This is a genomic window from Microbacterium sp. NPDC087665 (genome assembly GCF_044743285.1).
GTDB lineage: Bacteria > Actinomycetota > Actinomycetes > Actinomycetales > Microbacteriaceae > Microbacterium.
In genome coordinates, this window is sequence record NZ_JBIUWD010000009.1 from 99,206 (window position 1) to 112,065 (window position 12,860).

General features: G+C 67.1%; 11 protein-coding genes. 7 read left to right on the forward strand and 4 right to left on the reverse strand.

Features of this window, described 5'->3' with window-relative positions; all coding sequences use genetic code 11:
- Positions 1 to 35: 35 nt before the first annotated feature.
- The 4 genes from ACIOSY_RS16900 to ACIOSY_RS16915 are packed head-to-tail and all read right to left on the reverse strand — an operon-like array spanning position 36 to position 4,089.
- Positions 36 to 1,202 (reverse strand): acyl-CoA dehydrogenase family protein, encoded by a 1,167-nt coding sequence (locus ACIOSY_RS16900; protein ID WP_400855301.1) that lies wholly within the window; start codon positions 1,200 to 1,202, stop codon positions 36 to 38.
- Complete coding sequence (locus ACIOSY_RS16905; protein ID WP_400855302.1) at positions 1,199 to 1,957, reverse strand: alpha/beta fold hydrolase; 759 nt, start codon at positions 1,955 to 1,957, stop codon at positions 1,199 to 1,201. The genes ACIOSY_RS16900 and ACIOSY_RS16905 overlap by 4 nt, the downstream gene beginning before the upstream one ends.
- A 48-nt stretch (positions 1,958 to 2,005) precedes the next feature.
- Positions 2,006 to 2,929 carry a sugar kinase gene (locus ACIOSY_RS16910; RefSeq protein ID WP_400855303.1) on the reverse strand — a complete coding sequence of 308 codons (924 nt, stop codon included), beginning with the start codon at positions 2,927 to 2,929 and terminating at the stop codon, positions 2,006 to 2,008.
- Positions 2,926 to 4,089, reverse strand: a complete 1,164-nt coding sequence (locus ACIOSY_RS16915; RefSeq protein WP_400855304.1) for an MFS transporter — start codon at positions 4,087 to 4,089, stop codon at positions 2,926 to 2,928. The genes ACIOSY_RS16910 and ACIOSY_RS16915 overlap by 4 nt, the downstream gene beginning before the upstream one ends.
- A gap of 423 nt (positions 4,090 to 4,512) precedes the next feature.
- On the opposite strand from ACIOSY_RS16915, the gene nrdH reads away from it, so the two are divergent.
- The 7 genes from nrdH to ACIOSY_RS16950 all read left to right on the forward strand — a co-directional run bounded on the left by nrdH (position 4,513) and on the right by ACIOSY_RS16950 (position 12,769).
- The gene (gene nrdH / locus ACIOSY_RS16920) at positions 4,513 to 4,746 is read left to right on the forward strand and encodes a glutaredoxin-like protein NrdH (RefSeq protein WP_400855305.1); all 234 of its coding nucleotides are present in this window, start codon (positions 4,513 to 4,515) and stop codon (positions 4,744 to 4,746) included.
- A 28-nt stretch (positions 4,747 to 4,774) separates the two neighbouring features.
- A complete protein-coding gene (nrdI, locus tag ACIOSY_RS16925) occupies positions 4,775 to 5,224 on the forward strand; it encodes a class Ib ribonucleoside-diphosphate reductase assembly flavoprotein NrdI (protein WP_400855306.1) in 450 nt (149 codons plus the stop codon).
- A gap of 17 nt (positions 5,225 to 5,241) precedes the next feature.
- Positions 5,242 to 7,374 carry a class 1b ribonucleoside-diphosphate reductase subunit alpha gene (gene nrdE / locus ACIOSY_RS16930; RefSeq protein WP_400855313.1) on the forward strand — a complete coding sequence of 711 codons (2,133 nt, stop codon included), beginning with the start codon at positions 5,242 to 5,244 and terminating at the stop codon, positions 7,372 to 7,374.
- Positions 7,375 to 7,406: 32 nt separating this feature from the next.
- A complete protein-coding gene (gene nrdF, locus ACIOSY_RS16935; RefSeq protein WP_400855307.1) occupies positions 7,407 to 8,384 on the forward strand; it encodes a class 1b ribonucleoside-diphosphate reductase subunit beta in 978 nt (325 codons plus the stop codon).
- A gap of 157 nt (positions 8,385 to 8,541) precedes the next feature.
- Positions 8,542 to 9,540, forward strand: coding sequence for a hypothetical protein (locus ACIOSY_RS16940; protein WP_400855308.1), 999 nt, complete (start codon positions 8,542 to 8,544; stop codon positions 9,538 to 9,540).
- A 237-nt stretch (positions 9,541 to 9,777) separates the two neighbouring features.
- Positions 9,778 to 11,706: a hypothetical protein gene (locus tag ACIOSY_RS16945; protein ID WP_400855309.1), complete on the forward strand. Its 1,929-nt coding sequence runs from the start codon at positions 9,778 to 9,780 to the stop codon at positions 11,704 to 11,706.
- Between the two features lie 70 nt (positions 11,707 to 11,776).
- Positions 11,777 to 12,769 carry a hypothetical protein gene (locus ACIOSY_RS16950; protein WP_400855310.1) on the forward strand — a complete coding sequence of 331 codons (993 nt, stop codon included), beginning with the start codon at positions 11,777 to 11,779 and terminating at the stop codon, positions 12,767 to 12,769.
- Positions 12,770 to 12,860 lie beyond the last annotated feature (91 nt).

Sequence of the window (12,860 nt, forward strand, 5' to 3'; positions counted from 1 at the left end):
TTGATCGTCTCTGACGGAGGGATCGGCAGGCGTGCCTACGATTGCCGCGGGCCCAGCCATGCCGTCGCGGCGGTGGCGTGCGCCGATTCCGGGTCAGAGGGGTGGAACGCGCCGGCCAGCACATCGCGATACAGACGCGAGAGCTCGTTGCTCGAGAAGTACGAGCCGCCCCCGGCGACGAGCATCGCCTCGTCGACGACCTGCTTGGCCATCGTGATCGCCCGGTGCTTGAGCCCGGACAGCAGCGTGAACCAGCGCGGGCCGTTATCGGCGAGTACGTCGACGTCGTGGGCGAGCGCGGCGATCTGCGGGGGGAGGGCGTCGTAGGCGAGCGCCATATCGGCGACGCGCCATCGGATGTCCGGATCCTGGCTGTAGGCCGCGCCCGAGCTCTTCGACCGGCGTGCGTGCGCGGTCGCGACGGCGAGGTCGAGTGCGCGCCGCGCGATGCCGGTGTAGACCGACGCGAGCAGGATCTCGAACACGCTGAAGATGCCGAAGACGATCGGGTCGGGGTTCGAGCCGGGATCGATCCGGCGCACGACGTGCGCCGGGGCGGCGACGGCGCCGTGCAGACGCGTCGTTCGGCTCTGGGTTGCGCGCATGCCCAGCGTGTCCCAGTCGTCGCCGGTCACCACGGCATCCGTGCGATCGACGAACGCGAACACGAGCTTCGGAGCATCCGCACTCGTGGTGTCGAGGCCGTGCAGACCCAGCCGGGTCCACACTGGAGCGAGCGAGGTGAAGATCTTCGTGCCGGTGAACGCGTAGCCGCCATCCGCGAGCGGCGCGGCATCCGTGTCGCTGCCGAACAGCACGAGGTCGTTGCCGCCCTCGCTGATGCCGAACGCGAAGACCTCTCCGTCGACCGCCCCCTGCTGCACGAACTCGAGGCCGGCGACGCCGCGATCCGAGAACACCTTCGCGACGCCCGTCCACACCAGATGCATGTTGATCGCGAGCGCCGTGGCCGGTGCCGCGGTCGCGAGTCGCTGCTGCAGGATCGCCGCTTCGGCGAGCCCGAGCCCTGCCCCGCCCCGTTCGGCGGGAACCAGGATCGAGAGGTACCCCGCCGCCCGCAGCTCGTCGAGGTCTTCGTGGGGGAACGTGTTCTCGCGGTCGTGGATGGGGGCGCGTTCGCGGATCCGATCGAGCAGGTCGTCGGGCAGGAACGCGGTCGGGTCGAAAGCGTGGGCGCTCATGCGAGGGCCTCCAGGAGCTGGCGGATCGATTCCTCGGGCTTGTCGCGGTGCAGGGAGTGCCCCGCTCCCGCGACGACCGACATCGAGATCCGTGGATTCGCGGCGAGCACTTCGGCGGCGCCCTCGCCGGTGAAGAGGCTGTACACGGTGGGATCCGCCCCGATCACATGGGTGGGGACGGTGAGGCGCGCGGCATCCGCCCGCACGTCCCAGGGGCGGTTCTGCGCGCTCGTCTGCTCGATCGCCCAGGCGCTCGCGCGGCGCACCGCATCGACCTTCAGCTCCCAGTCCTGCGGATGCCAGTGCGGATGCTCCTGCTGGACGACCTCGATGCGCGGGTCGGCGAATGCCCGTTCCTGACTCTTGCGCACGATCGTGGCATCGCGGCCGTCGACCACGATCGCGGGGTCGAGGAGCACGAGACGCCGTGTCCACTCCGGGGAGGAGGCGGCGGCGACCGTGCTCGACGCGCCGCCGAGGGAATGACCGACGACCGCGTCCCAGGGACCGCCGCCGTCGGGCCGTGTGACCGCGAGGTCGGCCGCGTAGGCGCCCACCGAGTAGTCGAGCGCGCGGGGTGCCTCGCCGTGCCCGCGCAGATCGACGGCGACGGCGTACCGGCCGGAAGCCGCCAGGGCATCGCCGAGGCGCCACATCAGCGCGGCCGACGAACCCAGGCCGTGCACGAGGAGGACGCGGTGGGCAGACGACGGGTCGCCCCAGGCGATGCGGGGCAGCGTGAGCGGTGCGGGCATGCCCTCAGCCTAGGACGGCCGGTGGCGTGCGGGCCGGTAGTCTGCGGGTCAGTCGAGCGGAGGCAGGTCTCCGTGCGTGGTGAGCACGCGCGCCGCAGCCGCGTGGCCCGCCGAGAGCCTTTCGGCGAGACCGGCGCCGTCGAGCGTCGCCGCGAGGAACCCCGAGGCGAACGCATCTCCCGCTCCGACCGGCTCGACGACGTCGACGCGCGGAGCGGGCACGAAGACCGCGTCGTCGCCCAACGAGTACGCCGTGGCGCCCACGTCGCCGTCCTTCACGACGAGGAGGGCGCAGTTCGGCAGGTGCGCGCGCACGTCTTCGGCCGTTGCCGTGCCCCAGAGGCGTTCCGCCTCGTCGCGGCCGACGAAGGTGATGTCGGCGGCATCCGCGAGGCGGGCGAGCGTCGATGCGGCCTCGTCGAGCGACCAGAGCGCACGACGGTCGTTGACGTCGAAAGAGGCCACGGCGCCGGCGGAGCGGGCGTCGGTGAAGAGCTGATCGACCATCGCGAGGCAGGAAGAGGAGAGTGCCGGTGTGATCCCGGTCGTGTGCACGATGCGCACGCCCTGCAGCTGCTCCGCAGAGAGGAAGCCCGGCGCCATGAGTGAGGCGGCGGACCCCCTCCGGTAGTAATAGACGGCCGAGGACTCGACGCCCGGATCCTTGAACATCACGCCGGTCGGGGCATCCGCATCGGTCTCGGCCCAGAGCTTGACGCCCCGACGCTCGAGTTCTGCGCGGATGCGAGCGGCAAGCGGGTCGTCGCCGAGGCGGGAAGCCCACACCGCACGATGACCGGCGGACACGAGGCCGACCGCGACATTGCCCTCAGCACCCGCCACGCCCACCGACGCGGTCTCGGTCTCGGCCAGGGGAGCGCCGATCGCGGTTATGAGACCCATCGATTCTCCGACGCAGATGATCTCTGCGGGGGTGCCGGATGCTGCGGATGCTGCGGGGGAAGTGCTCATGAAGGGGTGACCGCCAGGGGCTCGGTGTCGGGATGGGGGCTCGCGTCGCGATGACGCAGATCGGGGAACGCGCGGACGAAGACGATGGAGACGATCAGGCCGACCGCTGCGAACAGCGTCGCGGCGAGGTAGGCGCCGCGCCAATCGGTGGAGTCGACGAGGAACCCGGCGACCGCGGAGCCGGCGGCGGCGCCGATGAGCTGGCCGGTGCCCGCCCACCCGAACGCCTCGGCGGTCTCGCTGAACTTGACGCTCGCCGAGGTGATCGCGAACAGCACGGCGAGGGCGGGGGCGATTCCGATGCCCGCGAGGACGAGGGTGCCGCCGAGCCAGAACTCGTTCAGCATCACCATCGTCAGGGCCAGGCCCACGGTGACGATGGTGAGGCGCCGCGCCATGGCCCAGGGGCCGATCGGGATGTGGCCGAACGCGAGCCCGCCGGCGAGGCTGCCCGCCGAGAAGACGGCCAGCACGAGCCCGGCGGTGAGGCTGCCGTGCTCGAACGTGGCGACGACGCCGACCTCGACGGCGGAGCAGGCGCCGATCAACAGGAAGCCGATGACCGTTGCCATCAGCACGGGCGGCTTGAGCACGACCTTGCCGAGCGCATTCCGGCTGCGCGGGATGCGCACGCGACCGACCTCGGGGGAGAGGATGAACCACGATCCGCCGCCGATCAGGATGACGGCGACGAGCAGGAGACCCTCGGTGGTGCCGATCTGCGTCGAGACGAGGGTGATCACCACCGGGGCGAGGATCCAGATGATCTCCTGCAGCGATGCGTCGAGGGAGAAGAGGGGCGTCAGCTGCGACGAGTTTACGAGCTTCGGGTAGATCGTGCGCACCGCGGCCTGGATCGGCGGGGTCGAGAGCCCGGCGATCATGCCGAGCGCCATGTAGCCCGCGAGGCTGAGGGGGAGGAGTGCGAGGCACAGCACCGCGATGACGCAGACGGAGAGGGTCAGGGTGAGCACGCGCCGCATGCCCCACGCGCCCATCCACCGGCTCGTCACGGGACCGGCGACGGCCTGGCCGATGCTGGTCGCCGCGAGCACGAGACCCGCCGAACCGTAGGAACCGGTCTGCTGCTCGACGTGCAGCAGGATCGCCAATGACGACATCCCGTTGGGGAATCGCGCCACCAGCTGTGCTGCGATCATGCGCGCCACTCCGGGCGTGCCAAGAAGGTCCCGATATCCCGCCACCAGACAACGGTACCGGGCGCCGCGGACACGGGATGAACGGGTCGACGGACGACGCGGATGCGACACGCCGACGACACGCCGAAGGGCAGTTTCCACAGGCATCCGAATGTCGGAGGCCCCTCGTAACGTGCTGCCTGTGGATGGATCCCTCACAGGGGCTTTCCAGCCGCGAGATCTCGCGGTTCGGATGGGTCTTCCGGAGGCTCCTGCCTGTGGAAGAAACGGTGGAGAACCTGTGTTGTATCTGGGGAGAGCGGTGGAAAACTACACGAATGTAACTACTACCCCTTGTGGTCACCCTGAGTGTCCGTCCCTATATGTAGTATTGAACTCCCGGCGGAGGTCCGCCGGCCACACAACGATTTTGAGGGGAACGAGATGTCGATCACGGTCTACACAAAGCCTTCCTGCGTTCAGTGCAACGCTACGTACCGCGCGCTGGATGCCAAGGGCATCGAGTACGAGATCCAGGACCTGTCGGAAGACCCGACGGCGCTGGAGCACGTCAAGTCGCTGGGCTACATGCAGGCGCCGGTCGTCGTCACCGACGAGGGTCACTGGTCGGGTTTCCGTCCCGACAAGATCGACGAGCTCGCGTCCCGCCTGGCCTGAACCCCGACGAGGAAAGCGGGGATGACCGATGAGTACCATCGCGACCGCAGCGCCGCTCCTCGTCTACTTCTCGAGCGTGTCGGGAAACACCGCACGCTTCGTAGAAAAACTGGGCCTCCCGGCTCGACGCATCCCGCTCCACCGGCACGAAGAAGAACTCGTCATCGACGAGCCCTTCGTGCTGGTCACCCCGACCTATGGCGGGGGTGAGGGGCGAGGCGTCGAACGTGGTGCCGTGCCCAAGCAGGTGATCCGGTTCCTCAACGACGAGCGCAACCGTCGTCACATCCGCGGAGTGATCTCCGCAGGCAACACCAACTTCGGCGAGGCGTTCTGCCTCGCCGGCGACATCATCAGCCGCAAGTGCCACGTGCCGCACTTGTACCGGCTCGAAATCTTCGGCACACAGGACGACGTGGATCGCGTCAGCGACGGATTGGAACGACGGTGGGCAGCGCAATTGATGAGCAAGCAGTGACCGATATCGACGGGCAGGTGGCCTTCAAGGCCAACGCGGCATACGAGGGGCTCGACTACCACGCCCTCAACGCCATGCTCAACCTCTACGACGCTGACGGCAACATCCAGTTCGACGCCGACAAGCGCGCGGCGCGGGAGTACTTCCTGCAGCACGTGAACCAGAACACGGTGTTCTTCCACTCCCTCAAGGAGCGCCTCGACTACCTGGTCGAGAAGGAGTACTACGAGCCGGCCGTCATCGAGCAGTACTCGCTCGAGTTCATCCAGGAGCTCAACGACCTGGCCTACGGCAAGAAGTTCCGCTTCGCGACCTTCCTCGGCGCGTTCAAGTACTACACGAGCTACACGCTGAAGACCTTCGACGGAAAGCGCTACCTCGAGCGCTTCGAGGACCGCGTCGTCATGACCGCCCTCGGCCTCGCCGACGGCGATGAGAAGCTCGCGGTCGCCCTGGTCGAGGAGATCATCTCCGGTCGCTTCCAGCCCGCCACCCCCACGTTCCTCAACGCGGGCAAGGCGCAGCGCGGTGAGCTCGTCAGCTGCTTCCTGCTGCGCATCGAAGACAACATGGAGTCGATCGCCCGTGGCATCAACTCCGCCCTGCAGCTCTCCAAGCGCGGCGGCGGCGTGGCACTCCTGCTCTCGAACATCCGCGAGTCGGGTGCGCCCATCAAGCAGATCGAGAACCAGTCGTCGGGCATCATCCCGGTCATGAAGCTCCTCGAAGACAGCTTCAGCTACGCCAACCAGCTCGGTGCCCGCCAGGGTGCCGGTGCGGTGTACCTCAACGCGCACCACCCCGACATCATGCGCTTCCTCGACACCAAGCGTGAGAACGCCGACGAGAAGATCCGCATCAAGACCCTCTCTCTCGGCGTCGTCGTTCCCGACATCACGTTCGAGCTCGCGAAGAACGGCGAGGACATGTACCTGTTCTCCCCGTACGACGTCGAGAAGGTCTACGGCGTTCCGTTCGGCGACATCTCGGTCACCGAGAAGTACCGCGAAATGGTCGACGACCCGCGCATCAAGAAGACCAAGATCAACGCGCGCGAGTTCTTCCAGACCGTCGCCGAGATCCAGTTCGAGTCCGGCTACCCGTACATCATGTTCGAAGACACGGTGAACAAGGCCAACCCGATCAAGGGTCGGATCAACATGTCCAACCTCTGCAGCGAGATCCTGCAGGTGAACACTCCGACCACGTACAACGACGACCTGTCGTACGACCAGATCGGCAAGGACATCTCCTGCAACCTGGGATCGATGAACATCGCGCTGTCGATGGATGCCGACGACCTGGGGCAGACCGTCGAGACGGCCATCCGTGCCCTCAGCGCGGTCAGCGACCAGAGCCACATCCGCTCGGTCCGCTCGATCGAAGACGGCAATGACCGCTCGCACGCCATCGGCCTCGGCCAGATGAACCTGCACGGCTACCTCGCTCGTGAGCACGTCTACTACGGGTCCGAAGAGGGCATCGACTTCACGAACATCTACTTCTACACGGTGCTGTTCCACGCGCTGCGCGCCTCGAACAACCTCGCGATCGAGCGCAAGCAGGCCTTCGACGGCTTCGAGGACTCGACGTACGCGTCGGGGGAGTTCTTCGACAAGTACATCGAGCGCGCCTGGGTGCCCGAGACCGCCAAGGTCGTCGAGCTCTTCGCCGGCAAGCACATTCCGACGCAGGATGACTGGGTGGCGCTGAAGGCGTCGATCCAGGAGCACGGCATCTACAACCAGAACCTGCAGGCGGTCCCGCCGACCGGCTCGATCTCGTACATCAACAACTCGACGTCGTCGATCCACCCGATCGCGTCGAAGATCGAGATCCGCAAGGAAGGCAAGCTCGGCCGCGTCTACTACCCGGCGGCGTTCATGACGAACGACAACCTGGAGTACTACCAGGACGCGTACGAGATCGGGTACGAGAAGGTCATCGACACGTACGCCGCGGCCACGCAGCACGTCGACCAGGGCCTCTCGCTGACGCTGTTCTTCAAGGACACCGCCACCACGCGTGACATCAACAAGGCCCAGATCTACGCATGGCGCAAGGGCATCAAGACGATCTACTACATCCGCCTGCGGCAGATGGCGCTCGAGGGCACTGACATGTCCGAGTGCGTCAGCTGCATGCTCTGAGCGCCGATCTGACCTCGAGAAACGACGAACACATGACTCCCGAACGACTCAAGCTGGTATCCAGCGTGCAGGCGATCAACTGGAACCGCATCGAGGACGACAAAGACCTCGAGGTCTGGAATCGTCTGGTCAACAACTTCTGGCTGCCCGAGAAGGTGCCGCTGTCGAACGACATCCAGTCGTGGAACACGCTCACCCCCGAAGAGCAGCTGCTGACGATGCGCGTCTTCACCGGCCTCACGCTGCTCGACACGATCCAGGGCACCGTGGGCGCCGTGTCGCTGATCCCCGACGCGATCACGCCCCACGAAGAGGCGGTGTACACCAACATCGCGTTCATGGAGTCGGTGCACGCGAAGAGCTACTCCTCGATCTTCTCGACGCTCGCGTCGACGAAGGAGATCGACGAGGCGTTCCGCTGGTCCACCGAGAATCCGAACCTTCAGAAGAAGGCTCAGATCATCATGGACTACTACCAGGGCGATGACCCGCTCAAGCGCAAGGTCGCCTCCACGCTGCTGGAGTCGTTCCTGTTCTACTCGGGCTTCTACCTGCCGATCTACTGGTCGTCGAAGGCGAAGCTGACGAACACGGCCGACCTCATCCGCCTCATCATCCGTGACGAGGCCGTGCACGGGTACTACATCGGGTACAAATTCCAGAAGGGTCTCGAGAACGAGACGCAGGAGCGTCGGGATGAGCTCAAGGAGTACACGTTCTCGTTGATGTACGAGCTGTACGACAACGAGGTGCAGTACACGCAAGACCTCTACGACGGTGTCGGTCTGACCGAAGACGTCAAGAAGTTCCTGCACTACAACGCCAACAAGGCGCTCATGAACCTCGGCTACGAGGCCATGTTCCCCTCGACGGTGACGAACGTGAACCCGGCGATCCTGTCGGCGCTCTCACCGAACGCCGACGAGAACCACGACTTCTTCTCGGGGTCGGGCTCGTCGTACGTCATCGGCAAGGCCGAGGCCACGGAAGACGACGACTGGGACTTCTGACAGATTCTGCGGCGTCACGCATCCTGGTGACGCCGCGTGTTCTCGGCCCGTGAACACTGAGAAGACCCCTGCCGCCTCACAGCGGCGGGGGTCTCCTGTTTCGCGTGATATGCAGATGCCGGTGCGGCCGAATCGAGGCCGGGTGTAGGTTGCGGAGATGGAGCCGATCCGTGTGGGCCTCGTAGCCGACCCGGCTTCGCCCACGGCCGTCGCGCGTCGGATGACCGACCTCACGCCGCCGCTCGCTGCTCAGGCCGACGGCTGGATCGTCGAACTCGTCAGCGAGCCGTTCACGCTCGGCTCTGAAGACGTCGATGTCGCGCTGGAACGACTTCGGGCGCACGCCGACCAGAATCGGTGGGATATCGTCATCGGCGTCACCGAGCTTCCGCTTCGCGATGACGACGGCCGCTACCTGCTGGCGGCGATCGATCCTCGACGCCAGTCGGCGGTGCTGTCGCTGCCCGCCCTGGGCGGTTTCCGGGTGCAGACCCGCGCGCGCCACGCGGTGCGAGGGCTGGTCAACGGGATCGCCGAACCCGCCTCGCCGGAGGAGCAGCGATTGCCGCTGCCTCGGCTCAGCGCCCGTGGGCGTGTGCTTCTGGGCATGGTGTTGGCCAATCGTCCGTGGTTGCTCGCCGCAGGCCTCAAATCCGCACTGGTCGCGGCCCTGGCGACCGGCGCGGTCGCGACGATTGAGCCGACGGTGTGGTCGCTCGCGATCTCGCTGTCGGGCTGGCGTCTGGCGGCGGCGACAGTGGCCTCCATCACGATCATCATCGCCTGGATCGTGATCGACGGCAGACTCTGGGACCGTCCCGACGACGACTCGCTCCCAGCGCGGGAGAAGTCGCGTCTCTACAACACGTCGACGCTGCTGACTCTGACGATCGGCATCATCATCTGCTATCTGGCACTGTACGTCGTGAACCTGGCGTGGGCGCTCTTCGTACTCGACACGACGGTCATGAGTGAAGCGCTCGGCCGAACCGTCGGAGTCGGCGACCTGTTCGTGCTCACGTGGTTCGTCGCGTCCGCGGCGACACTCGGCGGGGCGTTGGGCACGGGCTTGGAGTCCGACGATGCGATCCGCGCCGCCACGTACTCGAAGCGGGAGGAGGAGAGACGCGCCCGCCTTGCCGACGAGCGCGCCTGAGGCGGCGATGCTCCTCGAAGGTCCCACCGTGCGATGAATCTCGAATTAGTTTTGTCGGTCCACGAACTCCACCCCCTAGAGTGAAGCGCCGGTATATCGCGCGGGACCCGAATCCCCGTGAGTGCCGGTCGTGACGGGCATCCGTATCCGACGGTGCGCGCAATGAACGGGTGGTATCGGCGTCTCTCAGGGGGGAGGCGTTGATGGGACGCTGCCCACACATACCCAGGGGAGAAAATGCGCGTCAAGAAACTGTCGGCGCTCGCCGGCGCAGCCGCCGTGTTGGCGATGCTGTTCACGGGAGTCGCGGCCGCTCCGGCCTCCGCCGCCCCGATCACCTCCAGCTGCGACTACGCCGACCCTGACGGCGGAGCCAAGTTCCCGGGCTCCATCTGCTGGTTCGACTTCACCGGATACGACTCGACGACCGCGAGGACCACCGAGGGGCAGCAGTTCGAGATGTCCCTCGGCGCCTACGACGTGTCGTACTCCGTGACCGAGCGCTCCGTGTCGGGCTGGAACGTGCGGACCGTCGCGGCGGCCGCAGCCACAGTCCCGCCGTTCGTGCTCGGTGTGCCGGGCTACTACGACGGAATCGGCGGCCAGCCGTTCCTCTACGCCAACGGCGGCACGCTGAACGGTGCGGTGGTGGTCAACATCACGAACTTCCAGGTGTCGCTCGACGGCGTACCGGTCACCGGGTACGACCTCGTCACGGCAGCCCCGGAGACGACGGATGCTGCCGTCGGGCAGTTCGCTGAGTTCATCAACTGGACCTCGGACACCCCGCTGAGCCTGATCGACAGCCTCCCGATCGTCACCACCGGCGGCGGATGCACGATGCCCCTCCAGGGTGATGCCACCACCAACGTCTGGTGCTACCCGGGTGCGGCTGGCAACACCTCGGCCTACGGGTCGATCCTCGCCGCGCCGTCGGCGACCTCGATCTCGGGCACCCTCTACATGTACTCCCGTGGTGAGCGCGAAGGCCTTGGCTTCGGCATCCGCACCGCCAGCGTCTCCGTCGACAAGCAGGTCGCGAGTCGCGTCGACCCGCTCGATGCGTTCGATATCACCGTCACGGCGAGCGAAGGCATGGCTCTGGCGTCGGCGTCGACCGGTGCCGAAGACACCGCGACGACCGATCTCGTGCCCGTGATCCCGAGCGGTGCGCTCACGCTCACCGATGCTGTTTCCGCGGGGTCGGCGAGTCCGCTCGGCTACTACGACCCCTCGTGGGCCTGCACGAATGCGACCGCCGGCAGCACGACCGAGCTTCCCTCGGGTGCCGCTGCGAGCCAGCAGCTCGCCCTCGTCGCCGGCGACGTCGTGAGCTGCACGGTGACGAACACCGCGAAGGCAGCGTCGCTCGCCCTCGTCAAGAGCGTCAGTCCGACCACGGCCGAGGCGGGTGACACCGTCGTCTACGACTTCGCCGTCACCAACGACGGAGCCCTGCCCGTCGACGAGCTCGCGATCGACGAGACCTCGTTCTCGGGAACCGGGCAGCTCGAGGGTCTGTCGTGCCCCGTCACGACCCTCGCCGTCGGGGCATCGACCACGTGCCAGGCGTCGTACGTCGTCACCCAGGCGGACGTCGATGCCGGTCTCGTCACGAACGAGGCCGTCGCGGGCGCCGGAGTCACCGGAACGACCGCGACCGCGGCATCCGCGGCGTCGACGGCCGCACTGACCGCCGCAGGCGAGTCGGCTCTGGCCGTTACCAAGACCGCCGACAAGGCGACGGCGGTCGTGGGCGACGACGTGCGCTACACCCTGACCGCCACGAACACCGGAACGCTCACGCTGCACGATGTGGCGCTGGCCGACGAGGACTTCACCGGTTCTGTCGCCCTGGGCGCACTCGCCTGCGACAGACCTGCTCCCGTGACGCTCGCGCCCAGCGAGGTGCTCACCTGCACGGTGACGTACGACGTTCGCGCGGCAGATGTCGGCACCGTCACGAACCGCGCGGTCGGCACGGCCGTCGACCCGCAGGACAACACCCTCATCGGCGCGGCGAACGCCGCGGTGACGGTGACTGCATCGGCAGCGGGTCTCGCCATCACCGGCGGAAGCGCACCGTGGCTCGCCGCCGGTGTCGGCGCGGTGCTCCTCATCGCCGGAGCCGTGGTCTTCGGTATCCGTCGGGCGCGACGCAACTGATCGGCTGATCGCAGCTCGCACAGAGCCAGCCTGGGACTCCTTCCCTCGGGAGGAGTCCTAGGCTGGCTCTGTGTTGCGCAGTCCGCTCGTCTGGGGAGCCGTTCTCCTCGTCATCGCCCTCATCGCGACGGTGGCGGGCGACGATCTGAGCTTCTTCCCGTTCCTGCTCATGCTCGTGGGTGGGTGGTGCTTCGGCTTCGCATTCGTGAACGCGACGATGCGCATGGTTCCCGCCCGGAACGGCGTCGTGCTGCACATCGCGGGCGGGGTCGCGCTCGGGGCGGTGATGGTGTTCGCCACGGAGTTCGGCGGCCCGCTGATCGGTCCGCTGCCCGAGGCGATACGGGGCATGCTCTTCGTGTTCCAGATGGCCGCGATTCCGGCGACCGGGTGGATCTGGCTCGGCCTGATCAGCCGCGTCACCGACGCGATATCGCGCCGCGACGCGAAGAAGCGGCCACCCCTGGTGCCCCGGGACTGGACGAGAGATGAGAGCGGCGACGGCTCGGGGGTGCGGTTCGACGCCGTCGAGATGCGGATGCCGCGGCTGACGCTCATGATCATCGCGATCGTGGCGCCGGTCGGTCTTCTCGCGGTCGTGCTGCTGATCGTGCTCGATGACGTCGTGATGCATCTCGGGGCGCGGTTCGCGATCTTCGCGGTCGGGGTGCTCCTCGCCCTGCCCGCCTATCTGATCTTCAGCGCGACCATGCGGCGGCGTGCCGTGGCGTGCGCTGTGGCCTTCGGCAACGATGAGGTGCGTGTGACCGTAGGCCCGACCACGTCGGTCATCGCATTCCGCGATCTGGAGCACCTGCGGTGGCGACCGCGCAGCGCGTACGCGCGCATCGAGGTGCGGGGCGCCGGCGTCGATCTCTCGCTGATCGCCGGCCTCGCGAAGGCTCCGGCGGGGGTCTCGCCCGAGCTGCCGGCGCTCCCGCGCCGGGTGTTCCGCCGGTTGGAACTGGCGGGCCTCACCGTGGAGAAGGCGAAACGCGGTGAAATCGTCACCTTCACTCGCGCGGGAGCGCGCGTGGGCCGTGCCGGCCACCCCGCGGTCTAGCTGTACTGACCCGGATCGTTGTTGACGTAGGAGAGACCTTCGGTGTCGAGTGGGAGCTGTCTAGGTTCCTGTTCGATCACACGAAGGTCTC

What these genes read in the sequence shown, in the direction of transcription:
- ACIOSY_RS16915 (WP_400855304.1), bottom strand. Translation starts at nt 4,089, where the DNA reads ATGATCGCAGCACAGCTGGTGGCGCGATTCCCCAACGGGATGTCGTCA.
- ACIOSY_RS16945 (WP_400855309.1), top strand. Translation starts at nt 9,778, where the DNA reads ATGCGCGTCAAGAAACTGTCGGCGCTCGCCGGCGCAGCCGCCGTGTTG.
- nrdF (WP_400855307.1), top strand. Translation starts at nt 7,407, where the DNA reads ATGACTCCCGAACGACTCAAGCTGGTATCCAGCGTGCAGGCGATCAAC.
- ACIOSY_RS16900 (WP_400855301.1), bottom strand. Translation starts at nt 1,202, where the DNA reads ATGAGCGCCCACGCTTTCGACCCGACCGCGTTCCTGCCCGACGACCTG.
- ACIOSY_RS16905 (WP_400855302.1), bottom strand. Translation starts at nt 1,957, where the DNA reads ATGCCCGCACCGCTCACGCTGCCCCGCATCGCCTGGGGCGACCCGTCG.
- ACIOSY_RS16940 (WP_400855308.1), top strand. Translation starts at nt 8,542, where the DNA reads ATGGAGCCGATCCGTGTGGGCCTCGTAGCCGACCCGGCTTCGCCCACG.
- ACIOSY_RS16910 (WP_400855303.1), bottom strand. Translation starts at nt 2,929, where the DNA reads ATGAGCACTTCCCCCGCAGCATCCGCAGCATCCGGCACCCCCGCAGAG.
- nrdH (WP_400855305.1), top strand. Translation starts at nt 4,513, where the DNA reads ATGTCGATCACGGTCTACACAAAGCCTTCCTGCGTTCAGTGCAACGCT.
- nrdI (WP_400855306.1), top strand. Translation starts at nt 4,775, where the DNA reads ATGAGTACCATCGCGACCGCAGCGCCGCTCCTCGTCTACTTCTCGAGC.